This window comes from Kordia sp., assembly GCF_050633145.1.
GTDB lineage: Bacteria > Bacteroidota > Bacteroidia > Flavobacteriales > Flavobacteriaceae > Kordia.
In genome coordinates this window covers 26,791-46,072 of sequence record NZ_JBOEFY010000052.1, presented here as the reverse complement: position 1 = coordinate 46,072, position 19,282 = coordinate 26,791, and the positions used below count along the sequence as shown (strand labels likewise).

Annotated in this window: 14 protein-coding genes; 12 read left to right on the top strand and 2 right to left on the bottom strand. The window is 32.0% G+C overall.

What is annotated here, in order from left to right; all coding sequences use genetic code 11:
• Positions 1-3: 3 nt before the first annotated feature.
• The gene (locus ACRBBL_RS21715) at positions 4-2,097 is read right to left on the bottom strand and encodes a thioredoxin domain-containing protein (protein ID WP_431371196.1); all 2,094 of its coding nucleotides are present in this window, start codon (positions 2,095-2,097) and stop codon (positions 4-6) included.
• Between the two features lie 215 nt (positions 2,098-2,312).
• Here ACRBBL_RS21715 and ACRBBL_RS21710 point away from each other — a divergent pair, with 215 nt between their 5' ends.
• The 6 genes from ACRBBL_RS21710 (at position 2,313) to ACRBBL_RS21685 (ending at position 13,924) form a co-directional block, all read left to right on the top strand.
• A complete protein-coding gene (locus ACRBBL_RS21710) occupies positions 2,313-3,311 on the top strand; it encodes a GntR family transcriptional regulator (protein ID WP_431371195.1) in 999 nt (332 codons plus the stop codon).
• A gap of 121 nt (positions 3,312-3,432) precedes the next feature.
• Positions 3,433-6,720: a glycoside hydrolase family 2 TIM barrel-domain containing protein gene (locus tag ACRBBL_RS21705; protein WP_431371194.1), complete on the top strand. Its 3,288-nt coding sequence runs from the start codon at positions 3,433-3,435 to the stop codon at positions 6,718-6,720.
• Positions 6,717-9,860, top strand: coding sequence for a glycoside hydrolase family 2 TIM barrel-domain containing protein (locus tag ACRBBL_RS21700; protein ID WP_431371193.1), 3,144 nt, complete (start codon positions 6,717-6,719; stop codon positions 9,858-9,860). Before ACRBBL_RS21705 ends, ACRBBL_RS21700 begins: the two co-directional genes overlap by 4 nt.
• Before the next feature lie 13 nt (positions 9,861-9,873).
• Positions 9,874-11,736: a solute:sodium symporter family transporter gene (locus ACRBBL_RS21695; RefSeq protein WP_431371192.1), complete on the top strand. Its 1,863-nt coding sequence runs from the start codon at positions 9,874-9,876 to the stop codon at positions 11,734-11,736.
• Positions 11,737-11,742: 6 nt separating this feature from the next.
• Entirely contained in the window at positions 11,743-12,894 is a 1,152-nt protein-coding gene (gene galK / locus ACRBBL_RS21690; protein WP_431371191.1) for a galactokinase, read from the top strand.
• A gap of 10 nt (positions 12,895-12,904) precedes the next feature.
• Positions 12,905-13,924 carry a UDP-glucose--hexose-1-phosphate uridylyltransferase gene (locus tag ACRBBL_RS21685; protein WP_431371190.1) on the top strand — a complete coding sequence of 340 codons (1,020 nt, stop codon included), beginning with the start codon at positions 12,905-12,907 and terminating at the stop codon, positions 13,922-13,924.
• A 156-nt stretch (positions 13,925-14,080) separates the two neighbouring features.
• On the opposite strand, the gene ACRBBL_RS21680 is transcribed toward ACRBBL_RS21685, so the two are convergent.
• Positions 14,081-14,479 carry a LytR/AlgR family response regulator transcription factor gene (locus ACRBBL_RS21680; protein ID WP_431371189.1) on the bottom strand — a complete coding sequence of 133 codons (399 nt, stop codon included), beginning with the start codon at positions 14,477-14,479 and terminating at the stop codon, positions 14,081-14,083.
• 471 nt (positions 14,480-14,950) lie between these two features.
• On the opposite strand from ACRBBL_RS21680, the gene ACRBBL_RS21675 reads away from it, so the two are divergent.
• The 6 genes from ACRBBL_RS21675 to ACRBBL_RS21650 all read left to right on the top strand — a co-directional run bounded on the left by ACRBBL_RS21675 (position 14,951) and on the right by ACRBBL_RS21650 (position 19,280).
• A complete protein-coding gene (locus ACRBBL_RS21675; protein ID WP_431371188.1) occupies positions 14,951-15,547 on the top strand; it encodes a toxin-antitoxin system YwqK family antitoxin in 597 nt (198 codons plus the stop codon).
• Entirely contained in the window at positions 15,531-16,760 is a 1,230-nt protein-coding gene (locus ACRBBL_RS21670; protein WP_431371187.1) for a hypothetical protein, read from the top strand. The genes ACRBBL_RS21675 and ACRBBL_RS21670 overlap by 17 nt, the downstream gene beginning before the upstream one ends.
• The gene (locus ACRBBL_RS21665) at positions 16,738-17,100 is read left to right on the top strand and encodes a hypothetical protein (RefSeq protein WP_431371186.1); all 363 of its coding nucleotides are present in this window, start codon (positions 16,738-16,740) and stop codon (positions 17,098-17,100) included. Before ACRBBL_RS21670 ends, ACRBBL_RS21665 begins: the two co-directional genes overlap by 23 nt.
• A complete protein-coding gene (locus ACRBBL_RS21660; protein WP_431371185.1) occupies positions 17,084-17,563 on the top strand; it encodes a hypothetical protein in 480 nt (159 codons plus the stop codon). The genes ACRBBL_RS21665 and ACRBBL_RS21660 overlap by 17 nt, the downstream gene beginning before the upstream one ends.
• A gap of 18 nt (positions 17,564-17,581) precedes the next feature.
• Positions 17,582-18,706: a type II secretion system F family protein gene (locus ACRBBL_RS21655; protein ID WP_431371184.1), complete on the top strand. Its 1,125-nt coding sequence runs from the start codon at positions 17,582-17,584 to the stop codon at positions 18,704-18,706.
• 145 nt (positions 18,707-18,851) lie between these two features.
• Positions 18,852-19,280, top strand: coding sequence for a type IV pilin protein (locus tag ACRBBL_RS21650; RefSeq protein WP_431371183.1), 429 nt, complete (start codon positions 18,852-18,854; stop codon positions 19,278-19,280).
• Positions 19,281-19,282: the final 2 nt, after the last annotated feature.

Sequence of the window (19,282 nt, the reverse complement as noted above, 5' to 3'; positions counted from 1 at the left end):
GTATCATTTCATCAAAGAAATTGCTTTGGCTACACTTTCTGTTGGTAGCTTGCACGCTCTATTTACACAGACATAAATAAAGGTCTTGTCTTCGTAAAAACGATTTTCAAGCAATGGCAATGTGCTTTCTGAAGTGCTTCCGCATAGAATGATATTTGGCAAATAGTATTGATGTAATTCTTCTGCTTTTGCGATAGCATCTTTACCATTAATCACAACTTCATAATACGGATTGGAGAGGTTTAAATACAATTCCAACCAATTGGAATATAAATACGGATACGCAATGGCATCAGGCAAAATACGGTGCAACATTTTTTTGCTTTTCGATAAAAAATCTTCATTGCCAAAATAATGTCCAAGCTTAAATAAATTGTGACTCATTACAGAGTTTGAAGAAGGCATGACGCCATCTTCTACATCAAATTCTTTAAACGAAAGTCCTTTTTCTGTCGTTTCAGAAAAGGCAAATAGTTCCTTTTCCGCATCATAAAAATGATCAATCGTATAAGTAGTCAATGATTTTGCATCATGTAGCCATTGTTCGTTAAAAGTAATTTGATATACTGCTAAAAAGGCATCAATCAAATATGCATAATCATCTAAATAACCTGAAATTGCTTTGTTTTTTAGACTGCGTGCAACTTTCCAATTACTCGAAATTAGTTTTTCTTTGATCGCATTTGCTGTGTTGATTGCCTGTATTTTAAAACGTTCTTCGCCAAAAACTTTGTAGGCATCAACATAGGCTTTTAACATTAAGGCATTCCAAGAAGTAATTACTTTTGTATCTGTTTCTGGTGCTTCTCTAAGGTTCCGTTCTTGTAAAAGAATAGTTTTCCAATGTGCAATTTTACTTTGTACATCAGCAAGTGTCAGATTGTTTTTTCCAGCGAAAGCGGTATCAGCATACATTTTAATTAGTACATGCTTTCCGTCTTCTGTAACAGGATTTGAGTTGATTCCGAAATAATCTGAAAAAAGCGTAAAATCATCTTTAAGAAGTTCTTGCAATTTTTCTTTTTCCCAAACGTAATAAGCGCCTTCTTCCATTTTACCTTCTTTATTCATGCTATCTGCATTGAGCGAAGAATAGAAGAGATTGTTTTTATGCAATAACTTTTTTTCAATAAAATCGATCGTTTGATATACTACATTTTTATGAGTTTCATTTTTGTGAATTTGATATGCAGACGAAAACAAAGAAGTTAATTGTGCATTGTCGTACAACATCTTTTCAAAATGCGGAATGTTCCAATCTTTATCTATTGTATAACGAGCAAATCCGCCTTCTATATGATCAACGAGTCCGCGATTGGCAATGTTTTGGAGTGTTCTATTTACGTGAAACATTAGCGTTTCACTTTTTTTAATAGCTGTATATCGAAGTAGAAAATTGTAATTGCTAGGTCTTGGGAATTTTTCATTTTCTTTTAATCCGCCAGCTTCCGTATCCAAATGCTCTTTCCAAGTATTTATAATGCTATCTGTTGAAATTTTTGAAAGATCTGAATCAGTATTGGAAGCAAAATTTAGCAAGGAGTTCATACGTTGTGCTTGCGCTCGCGCAAATTCGGCTGTTTTTTCAGGATTTTCTTTGTGAATTTTCACGATTTGTTGCAGTGAATTCATCCAGTCTTCTTTCGCAAAATACGTTCCGCCCCAAATAGGTTCACCATTAGGAAGCGTAATGCAGTTTAATGGCCAACCTGCATTCCCTGTCATAAGTTGTACCGCTTTTATATAGGTTTTGTCAATATCAGGATGTTCTTCACGATCTACTTTTACATTGATGAAATTTTCGTTCATGAATGCTGCCACGGTTTCATCTTCAAAAGTTTCTTTCTCCATTACATGACACCAATGACATGAAGCATAGCCAATAGAGAATAAGATGAGTTTGTTTTCTTTTTTAGCTTTCGCTAGAATTTTCTCATTCCACGGTTGCCAATTCACAGGATTGTGTGCGTGCTGCAATAAATACGGACTTGATTCTTTGGCAAGTGCATTGGTGTATTTGTGTGTTTCTTTTGCAGTTTCAGAACAAGAAACGAGCACTAAAAAAAGAAGTAGAAAGAATGTTTGAAAAACGCGCATGCAAAGCTTTTTCTCAAATATATAGATAGTAGTGAATACAAGCAAACAATGTGATGTGAAAGTGAAGTGTATTATGTTGAATTTTCAAATTACCTAGAATAGGAGATTTTTCCGTGAATTGAAAAAGTAAAAACATTCTAATACAAACAAAGATAGAATTATTTTAGTTAAAACCAACTAGTACCAACTAGTTGGTTTTTATATATATTTGTATAATGGATATTGTTCATATAGAAGATAAAATTGGGATTCCGAAGTACAAGCAAATTGTAGCTTCAATAGAAGATGCTATTCGTAATAAACACTTAATAATTGGAGATCAACTGCCGTCAATTAATAGTTTGCGCGATCAACATTCGCTTTCAAGAGATACCGTATTGTCTGCTTTTAATGAGTTAAAAATGAGAGGTATTGTGCGTTCTGTAGTTGGGAAAGGATACTATGTTTCTAGTGCAAATATTGAAACTAAACACAAGATTTTTTTATTATTTGATGAGTTTAATTCATTTAAAGAAGATTTGTATAATTCCTTTTTAAATGCTTTGAAAGATACGGTTCAAGTAGATATCTTCTTTCATCATTTTAATAGTGAAATCTTCAACAAACTCATTGAGAATAATATAGGCGCTTATAATACGTATGTTATAATGCCTGCAAATCTTCGTACTACAAATATTATTATTGAAAGATTGCCTAAAGATTCGGTATATATTCTAGATCAAACCCATGAGGAGATTTCTAATTATGCATCCATCTATCAAAATTTTAGAAAAGACATAAAGGAAGGACTTACTGAAGCTAATTCTTTGTTGACGAAATATAAAAAACTAATACTCCTTTTTTCAGAAGAGAAGCAACCTAAAGAGATGTTTTTAGGGTTTAATGAATTTTGTGAGACAAGTACTCTTGAGTCTGAAGTTATCGATTCGCTTGATAAAAGGGAATTGACAAAAGGCGAAGTTTATATTATTCCTGATGACAGAAATCTTATACGCTTAATAAAAAAGAAAAAAGAACGAGCGTTCGTTTTAGGGAAGGATATAGGCGTTATTTCTTATAATGATACATTGCTTAAAGAAATTGTTGAAGGTGGTATTACTACTATTTCTACAGATTTTAATTTAATGGGCAAGCGCTTAGCAGAAATGATTACCAATAAAGAACATTTGCAAATAGAAAACACAAATAGTTTAATCATTAGAAACTCATTATGATTTTTAATGTCTGATATAAACTGCATAGAAATGCGATTGCAGTACAACTAACAATAATGCCAGCAAATAGTAGCTATGACCAAGTATTAACAAAAACTATAATACTACGAACCAAATAAAGATGAAATTACACCAATTATATATCGTTTTTTTCTTTAGTTTTTGTGCTTTTGCACAGCAAAATAATCCTATTGAAGGTTATAAAAGTTATATTGAAAATGAGCAAATGATTGGTGAGCACAAATTAGAGGCTCATGCTTCGTTTTCATCGTTTTCTTCAAAACAAGATTTGCTAGACAATCAACCAGAGTTTTACCAACTTTTAGATGGAATTTGGAAGTTCAATTGGGTGAAAAACCCGAAGGACAGACCTACAAATTTTATGCGTTCGAATACTGATGTTTCACAATGGGATTATATAAAAGTGCCATCAAATTGGGAAGTAGAAGGTTTTGGAGTACCCATTTATGTGAATCATCAATATGAGTTTTCAGATTATAAAGCCATGATTGCTGAAGACATGGAAAATGTAGAAACCTACTATCCTAAAGATCCTGGTAATGTTCCCGATAATTATAATCCTGTTGGCTCGTACCGTAGAGAGTTTACTATAAATTCTAAGTGGAAAGGTAAAGAAATCTTTTTACATATTGGAGCAATGAAAGCAGGCGGATTTGTTTGGCTTAATGGTACATACATTGGCTATTCGCAAGGAAGCAAATTGCCAACCGAATTTAATATTACGAAAGCTGCAAAAACTGGAAAAAACACCATAGCCATTCAAATTTTTAGATGGACAGATGGCTCGTATCTAGAATGTCAAGATTTTTGGCGTATTAGTGGTATTGAACGTTCTGTGTATATATATGCACAACCTAAGTTACGACTTCAAGATTTTGAAATAATTTCAAGTTTAGATGATGGTTATAAAAATGGAGTTTTTAATCTTTCAGTGACTATAGAAAATCATTTTTCAAAACATACAAAAGGAACAATTTCGTATAAAATTCTAAATACTAAAGAAGAAGTCATTACTTCCGAAGAAAAAAGTATTGCAATTCAAAAAAACAATGAACAAGTCATTTCTTTTTCTAAAACCATTCCGAAAGTAAAATCTTGGAGCGCCGAACATCCTAATTTGTATACGTTGATTTTAGAATTAAAAGACAAAAAAGGAAAGACACTAGAACTGACTAAAAGATATATAGGATTTCGCTCTGTTGAAATTAAAAATGGATTGCTTTTGGTTAATGGTCAACGTATTACCTTAAAAGGTGTAAATACACAAGAAACCGACCCTGAAACTGGACATGTGATGTCGGAAGATTTGATACTAAAAGACATTCAACTTTGGAAAGAAAATAATATCAATGCAGTGCGCTTAAGTCACTATCCAAGAGGAAGGCGTTTTTATGAATTGTGCGATCAATATGGATTATATGTAGTAGATGAAGCCAATATAGAATCCCACGGAATGTACTACGGAAAATACTCTTTAGCAAAACAACCAAAATGGGAAAAAGCGCATATAGATAGAATGGTTCGTATGGTAAAACGCGATAGAAACCATCCTTCGGTGATTATTTGGTCAATGGGAAATGAAGCGGGTAATGGTGTAAACTTTTTTAAAGGATATGATGCTATCAAAGCGAATGATAAAACCAAACGACCTGTGCAATATGAACGTCCTTATAAAGAGTATGATGCTAGTTTGTATGATATGGATAGCAATACCGATATAATTGTACCGCAATATCCATCGCCAAGACGTTTTGAAGAAGTAGGTAAATCGAAAACCGATAGACCATATATTCCAAGCGAATATGCACACGCTATGGGAAACAGTACAGGAAATTTTCAGGATTATTGGGGCATCATTGAACAATACGACAACTTGCAAGGTGGTTTTGTTTGGGATTGGGTAGATCAATCAATTTGGAAAACCAATGAAAAAGGCGAACGCTTCTATGCTTATGGAGGTGATTATGGTAAAAATATGCCTAGCGATAACAGCTTTTTAAATAACGGCATTGTATTTCCAGACAGAACGCCACAACCTGCTTTGTACGAAGTGAAAAAAGCACATGAGTATATCAATTTTAAACCTAAAGGAATCAACAAACATGATGAATTACGTGTGTTAATTGAAAATCTATATGATTTCACCAATTTGGATCAATTTAATTTCTCAGCAAAAATAAAAGCAGATGGTAACGTGTTAAAAACCATAGTTGTAGAAGATATTAATGTAGAAACACACACAGGGAAATTGATTAGAATTCCTCTAAAAGACATTAATTTTAAGGAGAACACAGAGTATTTTGTAGAGGTTTCCGCAAGGACAAAAAATAAATGGGGACTGCTTCCAAAAGGTTTTGAAGTTGCACATGAACAGATTGCATTAACGTCAAAGTTTAAAAAAGCACCTGTTGCAATATTGCCTGCAAAACAAGCACTTTCAGTAAAAGAAAAAGGAGAGGTAATCAGTATTAATAATGAGGATGTAGCCATTGCATTCTCAAAGAAAACAGGACAAATTAGTTCTTATAAATTAAAAGGGAATAAAATATTTTTAGACGGAAAAACTCCAAAGCCAAACTTTTGGAGAGCAGTAACAGACAATGATTTTGGCAATGCCATGCAAAAAAACAATCTTGCTTGGAAAGAGGCTTCTTTGCATTATACCGTAAAAAAGATTGGCTATCAATTAGATGCATATGGACATGTTATTGTAACAGTTTTATATACACTTCCAGGAGTAGAAACAACATTTCAATCTGTTTATACAATCCAAGGAAATGGAGTTATTCATATAGAAAACACTTTAAATCCTAGCAAATACAAAGGAGATATCCCAAGAATTGGTATGCGTATGCAACTCCCTAAAGCGTTTGACCAACTTAGTTATTATGGACGTGGACCATGGGAAAATTATCAAGATAGAAACGCATCGACGTTTGTAGATGTATATATGTCTAAAGTAAAAGATCAATATGTGCCTTATATCCGTCCGCAAGAGAATGGTTATAAAACCGATGTTCGTTGGATAGCAGTTTCAAATACTAAAAACAACGGACTTTTATTTGTTTCTGAAGGTTCAAATTTATTAAGTTTTAGTGCACTTCACATGGAAAATGAAGATTTTGATACTACTGCTGGATTGGACTATGAAAATTCAAACAAAAGCAAGCATACAATTGATATTAAAGAGAAAGAATTGGTACAACTCAATATTGACTTAGGACAGCGTGGCGTGGCTGGAGATGATAGCTGGTATTCTAAACCACAAGAGCAATATCAATACAAAGGAGATAAAACCTATCAATATAGTTTCTATATTATTCCTTTTGAAAACGGAACAAAAAAACAATTTATAGACTTAAGTAAATTGTATAAATACAAAAAATGAAATTAAAATTAGTATATATAGTACTACTTGTTATGGTATGGAGTTGTAAAAAAGCTCCTTTACCAGAAGTAGCAGCGCAGAAAAATCATTTTAAACATCAAATATTTGAAGAGCACAAACTAGCACCTAGAGCGACTTATTTTGCATTTGAATCTTCGGATATTCTAGAAAAAGAAAACTCTAAACGTTTCTTGAGCTTGAATGGCGATTGGAAATTTAATTGGGTAAAAGATCCAAAACAGCGTCCTAAAACTTTTCATACTGCAGATTTTGATGATGCGCATTGGGATACGATTCCTGTACCAGCTAATTGGGAAGTAGAAGGTTATGGACATCCTATTTATTTAGATGAACGGTATCCATTTACAACAAAATGGCCAGATGCACCAACCGATTATAATCCTGTAGGAACCTATCGTAAAGAAATTAATCTAGATAAAAAATTCTTATCTGAAGACATTATTCTACACTTTGCAGGTGCCAAATCAGCGATGTATGTGTATGTTAACGGTAATTATGTTGGGTATTCGCAAGGCAGTAAAACACCAGCAGAATTTAATATCACTACACATGTAAAAGAAGGCAAAAATTTGATTGCATTGCAGCTATTCCGTTGGTCCGATGCCAGCTATCTGGAAAGTCAAGATATGTTGCGCATGAGTGGAATTGAGCGTGACGTATATGTATACACACAACCAAAAGTATTTATCTCAGACTATTATGCAGATACTAATTTAGATGAGACTTATACCGATGGTATGTTTACAAATACCGTTTCAATAACCAATACTTCTACAGAAAAAGTAAATAGGCAACTTTCCATTGAAGTTTTAGATGGTGCAAAAGCGATTTATAAAACTACAAAAACAATTGAAATCCCTGCGAATACAACCTCTGAAGTTGTTTCAGAAAAAATAATAGAACGCGTAAAACAATGGTCGGCTGAGCTTCCTAATCTCTATACTTTAAAAATGTTTTTGGAAGATGAAACAAATCCGAAGCAAAACCAATACATCACTAAAAATATAGGTTTTAAACGTATTGAAATTAAAAACAGTCAAGTTTTAGTAAATGGGAAGGCAGTTTATTTTAGAGGTGTAGATCGTCATGAAACCGATCCTTATACAGGACATGTTGTTTCAAAAGAATCGATGTTGAAAGACATTACATTGATGAAACAAAACAACATCAATGCTGTAAGAAGCGCACATTATCCAAATGATCCATATTGGTTAGATTTATGCGATCAATATGGTTTGTATGTAATTGATGAAGCAAATATAGAAAGTCATCCATTGGCTATTTCTAAAGAAACGCAAATAGGAAATGAGCTGTCGTGGTTGCCAGCTCATATGATGCGTACCAAACGTATGTTTTATCGTGATAGAAACCATCCATCAATTTACTCATGGTCTTTAGGAAATGAAGCTGGAGAAGGAGCCATTTTTAGAGCTACCTACAAATGGTTAAAAGAACATGATAACAATCGTATTGTACAATACGAACCTGCTGGAAAAGAAGATTACACCGATTTATATTGCCCAATGTATCCTAAGCCAACATATTTAATTAATCATGCGAATTCTAAATCAGACAAGCCATCAATTATGATTGAGTATTGTCATGCTATGGGAAATTCGGTAGGAAACCTCCAAGATTATTGGGATATTATAGAAAAATACCCAAATCTGCAAGGCGGTTATATTTGGGATTGGGTAGATCAATCTTTAGAATATAAAGATGATAATGGAAAACCATTCTTAGCTTATGGCCATGATTATCATCCTGATTTACCAACCGATGGAAATTTCTTAAATAATGGGTTGGTTGATCCATATCGTAAGCCGCATCCACACTTAAGTGAAGTTAAAAAAGTATATGAACCAGCACAATTCGATTACCTAGGAAATGGGAAAATTAAGATTACAAACAAGAACTTTTTTGTCGATTTTAACGATAAAAATATTTCTTGGAAACTGTTGGAAAATGGCATTGCAATAATTCAAGCAGAAAGTATAGCTATAAACGTTCAACCACAAGAAAGCAAAATGCTAAACTTGGAAAAATTCCCTAAAATACTTGATCCTAAAAACGAATATATTTTAGAGTTTAGTTTAGTTCAAAAAGAGGCAACTTCCCTCTTACCGAAAGGTCATGAAATTGCTTGGGATCAATTTATACTTCAAAAAGGAAACGTCACAAAATCAATAGTTGCAAAAAATAATATTTTAGTTATTTCAAAAAATGATGCTACTTATGAAATCAAAAACGATAAGGTAAATTTGGAGATAAATGTTGCATCAGGAGAAATCAGTTCTTGGACTTTTGAAGGCAAAGAAATTACGAACCAACCAATACGCCCTAATTTTTGGCGACCGCCAACCGATAATGATTTAGGAAATGGTATGGATAGATGGGCTAAAATATGGCAAGAAGCCACGTATAATTATGCAGCTCAGTTGATTTCGAAACCATTAAATGTTTCTGATAAAGTGGTTTTTCAAGTAGCGTATACTACACCTAATAAAGAGGCTGTCGTGAGTGTATGGTATCGTTTAAATAAAAATGGTGCGTTAACAATTGATTACACTTATAAACCAAGCAACAAAGAGTTACCAAACATTCCAAGATTAGGAATGTATCTAACGATTCCCAAATCTTTTACTGAGGTATCATGGTATGGAAAAGGTCCAAAAGAAACCTATTGGGATCGTAAAACTGGGCAAAAAATAGGAGTGTATTCGGGTAAAATAGTTGATCAATTTGAGAGGTATTCTCGCCCACAAGAAACAGGAAACAAAACCGATGTGAGGTGGATGAAAGTATCATCAGAAAATATGAATTTAACAGTCTCATCAAATCAATTCCTAAATACAAGCGTTTGGCCATTTTCCATGACCGAACTAGATTTTACAAGTGATGATGGCGCAGTATCGGCTTCTGGATTGGTACCTGTAACCAAAAAACATGGTGCAGATATTAAAATTGGAGAAACGGTACAATGGAATATTGATTATAAACAAATGGGCGTTGGAGGAGATACTTCATGGGGCAGATTAGTACATCCTGAATATACCATTCCAGCAAATACATCTTATAGGTACTCTTTTACAATACAACCAAATTACAACGATCAATAAATAACTCAATATTATGCAAATACTAACATTTTTAGGTTTTACGCTTTTAGTCGCAGTAATATCTTATTTAGCAACTAGAAAGACAAATGAAAATTCGTCAGATGGTTATTTTTTAGGAGGAAGAAGTTTAACCGCCGGAGTTATTGCGGGTTCTTTATTACTAACCAATCTGTCCACAGAGCAAATAGTTGGACTAAATGGATCTGCATACCAAAGTGGTCTTTCTGTAATGGTATGGGAAACTCTAGCTGCTATTGCAATGATTGTTACCGCAATGTTTTTATTGCCAAGATATCTAAAAGGTGGCCTAACCACAGTTCCTGGGTTTTTAGCAAAAAGGTTTGATGTTACCACCAAAACATTAACCTCTGTACTATTCTTAACAGGATATGTTGTGGTATTACTTCCAGTAATATTGTATTCTGGCTCCATAGCTATTAGTGGTATGTTTAATGTGCCTGAATTGTTAGGTGTAACGCATACACAATCTATCTGGATTTGTGTTTGGGGCATCGGTATTATAGGATCAGTATATGCAATTTTTGGTGGATTGAAAGCTGTAGTTATTTCAGATTCTATTAATGCTATTGGTTTATTAATTGGAGGAATCTTAATTCCTATTTTTGGATTAATGCTTGTCGGTGACGAAAGTATTTTAGATGGACTTTCAACTTTAACAGCAGAAAACCCAGAGAAATTCAAATCTATGGGAGGACAGACAGATCCAGTTCCTTTTTATACCATTTTTACTGGGATGATGTTAGTGCAATTATTTTATTGGGGTACTAACCAACAAATAATACAAAGAGCTTTAGGCGCTAAAAATTTAAAAGAAGGACAAAAAGGATTATTATTAGCCGCTTTTATTAAAATATTAGGACCTATAATTGTTGTGCTACCTGGGTTAATAGCTTTTCATGTTTTTCAAGGCAGTATAGAATCTGCAGATAGTGCGTATCCAATGTTAGTAAAAAAAGTGCTTCCAGAAGCTTGGGTTGGTTTCTTTGCAGCGGTTCTATTTGGAGCTATTTTAAGTTCTTTTAACAGTGTTTTAAATAGTTCTGTAACATTATTTGGGATAGACGTTTATAAAGAACATTTAAATAAAGATGCTGATGAAAAAACAATCGTAAAGTATGGCAAAATGTTCGGTGTTATATTAGCTATTGCATCTATGTTTATAGCTCCTTTAATAGCAAACGCAGGAAGTTTATTTGATTATTTACAAGAAATAAATGGTATCTATAGTATTCCAATCTTAACGATTATAGTAGTTGGTTATTTAACAAAAAGAGTTCCTGCAAAAGCTGCAAAAATCGGATTGGTTTTAGGATCATTATTATATATCGTTAGTCAATTTGGTTTAAAACCATCTTTTGAAGCATCTAAATTAAACGCTAATAAAGAGGTACTAGTAAGTCTTGCAGAAAATATTAATGTCGAAGTAAATTCTTTAGGGAATGGAGCAAAAGAATTTAAATTAATTTCAGATAACGTTCAAGAATTAAAGAATGCTCCAGAAATAACTCTTGATTTAGTAAAAAAGATGTCAGGTCAATTATCAAAAGCCAGATCATATATTTTTAAAGAAAAACTAAATGCTAAATCTGCTGCATTCTTAAAATCTGCAGATAGCTTCAATGGAAAGGTTTCAGTGCTTAAAACCCAAGCATACCCTCACTTTTTGGACGTAATGGCTATATTGTTTTTATTAAATGCAGGTATAATGTTATTAATAGGAAAAATTAGCCCAAGGAAAGAACCTTATGTACAAGAATATACGCAGCAAGTAGATATTACTCCTTGGAAATATGTAAAACAAGTAGGAATAGTAATTTCTGTTCTAGTAATTTTAATATATATCTATTTCGCTTAATTTACGATGAATACAGAATTAATAGAAGTTATTAAAAAAAGCTTTTCTGAAAGATTCAACACAAATAATTCGTTGCTTATTTTTTCTCCAGGTAGAATTAATCTTATTGGTGAACATACAGATTACAATGAAGGTTTTGTTTTTCCAGCAGCAATAGATAAAGGTATTTATATTGCAATACAGAAAACGGAAAATTCTAAAAGTACGATGGTTGCTCTTGATAAAAATGAGGTATACGAATTTGACCTCAATAATATCATTCCTTTAAGTGACCACAGCTGGAAAAATTATGTATTAGGTGTTATTTCAGAAATTCAAAAAAAGGATAAAAAACTCTCTAATTTTAATGTAGTAATTGCTGGAGATATCCCAGAAGGCGCAGGATTGTCATCTTCTGCTGCTTTAGAAAATGCAATTGCTTATGGATTAAACGAATTGTTTGATTTAAACCTTTCTAAACAAGAAATGATCCTAATTTCACAGCAAGCAGAGCATAATTTTGTTGGTGTTAAGTGTGGAATCATGGATCAGTTTGCTTCAATGTTTGGGGAGGAAAATTCAGCTTTGCTCTTAGATTGTAGAAGTTTAGAGGCGAACTCTTACACCATCAACTTAGATGAATATGAGTTGGTTTTGATACATTCAAATGTAAAACATACACTTGCAACTAGTGCTTATAACGATAGGCGAGCTGTTTGCGAAAAAGTAGCTAGTTTAATCGGTGTAAAAGCATTGCGTGATACTGCTCGGAGTGACATTGATGCAATTGCTTCACAACTTACGGATGCTGATTATCAAAAAACTTTATATGTGATTGAAGAAAATGAGCGAACATTAAAAGCAGCATCTTCATTACTTACTAATGATATCAAAGCGCTTGGTAAATTATTGTTTGAGTCTCATAAGGGACTTTCAGAAAAATACAAAGTAAGTTGTTCAGAATTAGATTTTTTAGTAAACGAAGCACAAGTTTCTAAAGCTGTTATTGGTGCACGAATGATGGGCGGCGGCTTTGGAGGTTGTACTATTAATATTGTAGAATCTTCAAAAAAAGAAACTTTTTTAGCAACTATACAGCAAAAATATAGTAACACATTTAATAATATGTGTTCCATTTATGAAGTAAACTTATCCAAAGGAACCAGAGTCATTTTATAATTGATAAAAAATGTCAAAAAACACAGAAAATTTTTCGCACAGACGCCTAAATATATTAACAGGTGAATGGATTTTAGTATCTCCTCATAGAGCAAAAAGACCATGGCAAGGGCAGGAGGAAACTGTTTCTAAAGAAGTAAGACCTGCTTACGATGCGTCTTGTTATTTATGCGCGGGTAATACGCGTATAAACGGGGAACAAAACCCGAATTATAAAGATACATTTGCCTTTACAAATGATTTTGCAGCGATACAAAAAGAAGTTCCAGATTTTTCTGTTAGTGACGGATTATTACAAGCAGCATCTGAAAAAGGAATTTGTAAAGTTATTTGTTTTAGTGCAGATCACTCCAAAACATTAGCAGATATGGAAATAGCTGCAATTGAAAAAGTGGTAGCCTTATGGCAACATGAATTTAACGAATTACGCAAGCATACTTTTATTAATTATATACAAATTTTTGAAAATAAAGGTTCTGTTATGGGATGTTCTAACTCACATCCTCACGGACAAATATGGAGCCAATCATGTCTTCCAAATGAAATTGAAAAAAAAGATAAAAGTCAACTAGATTATTTTAAAAATAATAAGACTTCCTTATTAGGAGATTATCTTCAGCAAGAACTAGAAAAAGGAGAACGTATTTTATTTGAAAATGATGATTTTGTTGCTTTAGTACCTTATTGGGCTATATGGCCTTATGAAGTGATGATTGTTCCTAAAAAACGACAAGCTAATATTTCTGAATTAACAGCAAGTGAGCGTATCAATTATGCAGAAGCGATCTCAAAAATAACCAGAGCATACGATACACTATTTAATTGCTCTTTTCCATATTCTAGTGGAATACACCAAGCACCAACTAATGGAAACAATAGTACTCATTGGCACTGGCATATGAGTTTTTATCCGCCTTTATTACGGAGTGCTACCGTAAAGAAATTTATGGTGGGTTATGAGATGTTTGGGATGCCACAACGTGATATTACTGCTGAGAGTGCTGCTGAAAATATTAGAAAATTAATGTAAATATTTAATAGCACAAGTATAAATACTTATAGAAATTACTAAAAGTATTTTATTGGTACTACAAAGAGAATAAGGACAGTAAAGCATATAAACCTTAGTATTGTTTATGGTATTTTCTTTTTCCTAATCAATACATCAATATGACAAGTTGTTTAGTTACATTGCCATTCTAAATGGTGTGCTTAATTCTTTATTGCTGACCATTTTTAAGATAAGGCGGTTCTTGCGATGACTTACAGGTAACACAATTTCTCCTTTAAGATGTACAAGTCTGTAATGCGGTTCGTATAATTTTAAGTAATTGGGATTGATTAAATACGAACGATGTATGCGTGTAAAGCTAACATCTCTAAAAGATTCCTCGTGTGTTCCAATATTTTTACAACTTAGGATTCGTGAGCCATTTCTTAAGCATATCCATGAATAACTCTCATAAGCTTCAATATAAACAATTTGTGATTTATCAATGTACTCTCCTTGAAGTTTACTTCCTACACGTAAAAATTTTTTATTTTTTGTAATTAGCAGACTCTGATTCTCTCTTTTTTCTAACATGATGCAATATGTTTTTTAGTTTACTACTCCTTTAAATGGGTTGGGGAAATTGGAAGTTTAGAGTTGTTTTCAGAAACCAAAGGAATGTATTACACCAATTGGATGCAACAATATTGTATAAGCGTTGAATTTTGGCTGTGAGCGTTACGTTTTGAATAAAATATTGTGTTTTTTCCTGTTAAATATATGTTAACAAAAATATAATGCATCAAAATGAACTTCTGAAACATTGGTGCTTTACAAGAAATTTAGGCATAAAAAAGTGTCAGATTGAATAGCTTTTAAACATTTTTTCCTTCTTCTTAAACATCAAATAAACAATGTTTTTCTTAATTAAATTCAAGTTTTTAAATAGGAAAAATTACGCTTATACATTAAAATCTACGCTTATAAAGTATAATTGGCTTTTTTATAATAAGTATTGTAATATGCAATTTAATATAGCTGTTAAACTCTTATTAGATTGGTATTATGAAACTATGTGTTACACTATTTTTAGTTCTTCTTATCGTTCCGCAAAAGCGGATTATTAATACTCATGATTTTGATTATGAATTTTATATTTCTTCGGAAAAAATTAAAAAACCTAAGGTCGAGAAAACCTATTTTTGGTATAAATCTGGAGAAATTCATCAGTCGACTGGAGATATAGGTGGCGCTGTTTTAGTTAATGCTTACATTAAATATTACAAATCTAAGCAACTCGCCGAAAAAGGGGTTTTTGATAAAGGGCTTAAAGATGGAGTCTGGAAAAATTGGCACAAAAACGGAAGTTTATCAAAAATAGAAAAATGGAAAAAAGGGTTTAGACATGGCGATTTTATCATCTATACTGAAAATGGAAAAAAGAAAGTTGAAGGAAAGTATCGAAATCATAAAAAACATGGAGCTTGGATAGATTACGTTTCACAAGATACGTTGGTGTATAAGAAAGGAATTCTAGTTCCTAAAAAACAAAAAGATACTATAAAAAGAGAGCCTTTCTTAAAACGCATATTCAAAAAAAAGAAGAAAAAAGCGAAAAAAGAAGATCCCAAAAAAAAGAAATCCAATGCAAAAAAAACTTAAGGCTTCGTCATTGTTGCAAGCTGTTTTTGTTTGTTTGTTAATTGGAACACTTTGTTTTGGAATGTTATTAATGTCAAGTTATAATTCCTTATTTCAAAAAAGAACACTTCAAAAAACACAATTGCAACTCACTAATGATTCTGCAATACAACTTATGTTAGCTAACCTTACTAAAATTAAGGATGGAGCTATAAAAACGAATGTTTTTTCAGATCATATACATACAGATATTAAAGTGTCTGATTGGGGATTTTACAAGGTGCTATGTGCAAAAACGTATCATAAAAGCGATACCATTCAAAAAAATATACTTGTTGGTGAAATTACAAAACCTACTACAGCTTTATATGTATCCAATTATGATAAAATTTTAAATGTAGCTGGAAATGTAACTATTACTGGAAACATGTACATCCCAAAAGGAATACTTGAAAAGAAAAACATGCATGGAGAAAGAACAAATGTGAACATACAAGGAATTCAGAAAACATCTGAAGACAGACTTCCTAGATTGTACAATATGAATACGAAAACAATTTTTAAATCAGACTCTGTGTCGACTATTGAAACTATAGGGAAAGCACAGACGTATGTGCGAGCATTTGATAAAGACACACAAGTTTTTATGACAAACGATCTTTCATTTTTAGAAGGAAAAACAATTAAAGGGAATATTATATTTCAATCAGATGGAACAGTGACATTACGGCGCAATATGAAACTTGAAGATGTGATTGTAAATGCAAAAAATGTAGTAGTTGAAGAAGGTTTCATTGGAAATGTTCAAATTATTGCTTCAACATCTGTAATAATCGAAGATAAAGTACAATTAAAATATCCGTCAAGTATATTAATTCAAGAACCAAAAGAAGCAGCCAAAATAACTATAGGAAAGGAAAGTATGTTAATTGGAGGAATTATACTAAACAATTCTAACCATAAAGCAGCATTAAAATCAGCACTATTAATTGACGAGAAAGCAACTGTTGTGGGAACTGTATATTGTTATGGAGCAGTAGAACTTAAAGGGAATGTATATGGAAGTGTATACGCAGATAGATTGAACACTAAAACCAACGAAACTAGTTACGCGAATCTTTTAATGAATGCAGAAATAAATATCAGTAAGCTTCCTGAAAGTTTTATAGGAATTCCATTATTTGATACAAATGAAGCACATATAAGCAGCTATGAAGCAGTTAAAGAATTATAAAATAAAAGCATCTTCACTGCTAGAATCTGTGATGGCAACAGCAATTATTGCAATTTGTATTGTCATAGCAACCATCGTTTTTGTGAATGTTTTTAAAACAAATGTTTCTACTGATTTCATACAAGCACGTCAAAAAATACATACAATCATTCATGAATTACAGCAACAAAAGAAAATAGAAGCGCATACCTATATATTCTCCAATTTTACCATCAATCAAGAAGTTAACGCTTATGAAGATCATGCAACGCTTAAGCAAATTCATTTTACTATAACAACAAATACAAAGACGGAAACATTCTCTTATCTAATTTCAAATACAGATGAAACTCAACTATAAATATAAAGCGTTTACATTTACTGAAACCATTTTTGGACTCATCATTTCTAGTGTATTGATAGGCGTGATATATACTATGTTTACATCTTTTAATAAGCAATTTATAACTTTTCAGAAGCAGCAATTAATTGCCAATGATTATATGGTTTTTAACGCTACTTTTAATAAGGATATATATAACGCTGCAACTTTATATTATAATGATGAAACTTTACACTTGAAGCGATACGACGAAACAGTCATACATTATTCTTTTAAAAATAATGTAATTAAAAGAACTTATAATGAACATACAGAAGACCTTTTTTCAAAACTGATCTCGCACACTTTTGAAAACAAAGAAGATCATTTTACGATCTCTTTGAAACTACAATTCCATGATGAAATTATTGATTTGAATTATTATAAAAAGAGTAGGCCAGATCAAATTGTAAATACTGCTTTTATAGAAGAAATAAAATAATTGCTAAAATTTATAGGTGTGAAACTTAATGTAACTAAACATAAAAGAACAGTACATGTTACTAAAATCGAAAAAGTAGATTCAACATCTTTGAACTTTGATTTTTTTGCCAAGTTTTCAAGCAAGGAAAAAGAAGCTTTTTATAGAGAATTTGCAGTACTTATTAAATCTGGTGTAGATTTTAATCAATCACTACAAATATTAGCATCTCAACAAAAGTCTAAAAAGATTAAAAAAATACTGACAACGATCAATACAGATGTAATTGCTGGAAATACACTTTTTGATGCGCTTAAAAAACATACAGAATTCTCACCGTATGAATATTACAGTATAAAAATAGGGGAAGAAACGCGAAAATTAGCAGAAGGATTAACACAGTTACAGTTGTTTTTTGCACGTAAAATAAAAATGAAACGGCAACTTATCTCTGTTATAACATATCCAGCATTTGTTTTAGGAATTACATTTTTGGTATTGTATTTTATGCTCAATTACATTGTTCCTATGTTTAGTTCGGTTTTTAAACAATTTGGAAGTGAGTTACCTTCTATAACAAAGTTTGTCATCCAATTATCCGAAAACTTTAATACTATAATGCTTAGTATAGTAGTTGTTGTAATGACAATAATAGCATTCCATAAATATTATAAACATAACAACCGTTACAGAGATACAATAGGTTCCATACTCTTAAAAATACCTTTTTTAGGAAAATTTATGCAAAAAATATATATCTCCAGGTTCTGCCAATCTTTAAGCTTATTATTAGGCGCAAAAACACCTTTAATAACTTCGCTAGAACTTACCAAAGAAATGATTGTTTTTTACCCAATGCAGAAAGCTGTTGATGAAATAAAACAAGATATATTAAAAGGAAATACGTTGGCCACTAGTTTGCAAAAACATAAAATATTTCCCAAGAAACTAATATCACTTGTTGGAATTGGAGAACAAACCAATGAGCTTGATACGATGTTTCATAAACTCAACGATCAGTATAACGATGAAATTGATCATACTACAAAAATGGTAGGTACCATTCTAGAGCCTTTAATCATTATCATTATTGGTTTTTTGGTTGGTTTTATTCTAATTTCCATGTATACACCAATGTTTGATCTTAGTAAAGTCATTGGTTAATTTGTATTGATTTTAGCTGAAAAAGCATCTTTTTAACAGCGATAATTTACGCTTATTAAGTATTTATGACGCTTATTAGTTATTTCATGAGTCCGTTGCGTTTTATCAATACATTTGATAGGAAATAATAAAACTCAATAGGTTCATGATAAAAAAAAATCCTCATAAAAAGAAGCAGAATTTGTGGCTAAAAGGATATTCACTTACTGAAATCCTTATTGTATTATGTATTATTGGTATTCTCATTTATTTAGTATTACCAAATCAAACACAAGCAGTTGTGCAAGCTAGAGCTATTGAAGCAAAAACAGCGCTGAACTCTTTATATTCATACGAGAAAAACTACTTTTTTACACATGCTACATATTCTTCTAGTTTAGAAGATATAGGGTATGAAACAGAACTAACCATTGATAAAGGAGGGCAATCCGTATATAGAATTGAAATTATTGAAGCCTCTATCAATAGTTTTAAAGCCAGAGCGCAATCTATTCAAGATTTTGATGGAGATGGAAATTACAATACTTGGGAAATAGATCACAAGCGAAATTTAAAAGAAGTAGTAAAAGACTAAGA

Coding starts and splice junctions, on each gene's coding strand:
- ACRBBL_RS21715 (WP_431371196.1), bottom strand. CDS start 2,097: ATGCGCGTTTTTCAAACATTCTTTCTACTTCTTTTTTTAGTGCTCGTT.
- ACRBBL_RS21710 (WP_431371195.1), top strand. CDS start 2,313: ATGGATATTGTTCATATAGAAGATAAAATTGGGATTCCGAAGTACAAG.
- ACRBBL_RS21705 (WP_431371194.1), top strand. CDS start 3,433: ATGAAATTACACCAATTATATATCGTTTTTTTCTTTAGTTTTTGTGCT.
- ACRBBL_RS21700 (WP_431371193.1), top strand. CDS start 6,717: ATGAAATTAAAATTAGTATATATAGTACTACTTGTTATGGTATGGAGT.
- ACRBBL_RS21695 (WP_431371192.1), top strand. CDS start 9,874: ATGCAAATACTAACATTTTTAGGTTTTACGCTTTTAGTCGCAGTAATA.
- galK (WP_431371191.1), top strand. CDS start 11,743: ATGAATACAGAATTAATAGAAGTTATTAAAAAAAGCTTTTCTGAAAGA.
- ACRBBL_RS21685 (WP_431371190.1), top strand. CDS start 12,905: ATGTCAAAAAACACAGAAAATTTTTCGCACAGACGCCTAAATATATTA.
- ACRBBL_RS21680 (WP_431371189.1), bottom strand. CDS start 14,479: ATGTTAGAAAAAAGAGAGAATCAGAGTCTGCTAATTACAAAAAATAAA.
- ACRBBL_RS21675 (WP_431371188.1), top strand. CDS start 14,951: ATGAAACTATGTGTTACACTATTTTTAGTTCTTCTTATCGTTCCGCAA.
- ACRBBL_RS21670 (WP_431371187.1), top strand. CDS start 15,531: ATGCAAAAAAAACTTAAGGCTTCGTCATTGTTGCAAGCTGTTTTTGTT.
- ACRBBL_RS21665 (WP_431371186.1), top strand. CDS start 16,738: ATGAAGCAGTTAAAGAATTATAAAATAAAAGCATCTTCACTGCTAGAA.
- ACRBBL_RS21660 (WP_431371185.1), top strand. CDS start 17,084: ATGAAACTCAACTATAAATATAAAGCGTTTACATTTACTGAAACCATT.
- ACRBBL_RS21650 (WP_431371183.1), top strand. CDS start 18,852: ATGATAAAAAAAAATCCTCATAAAAAGAAGCAGAATTTGTGGCTAAAA.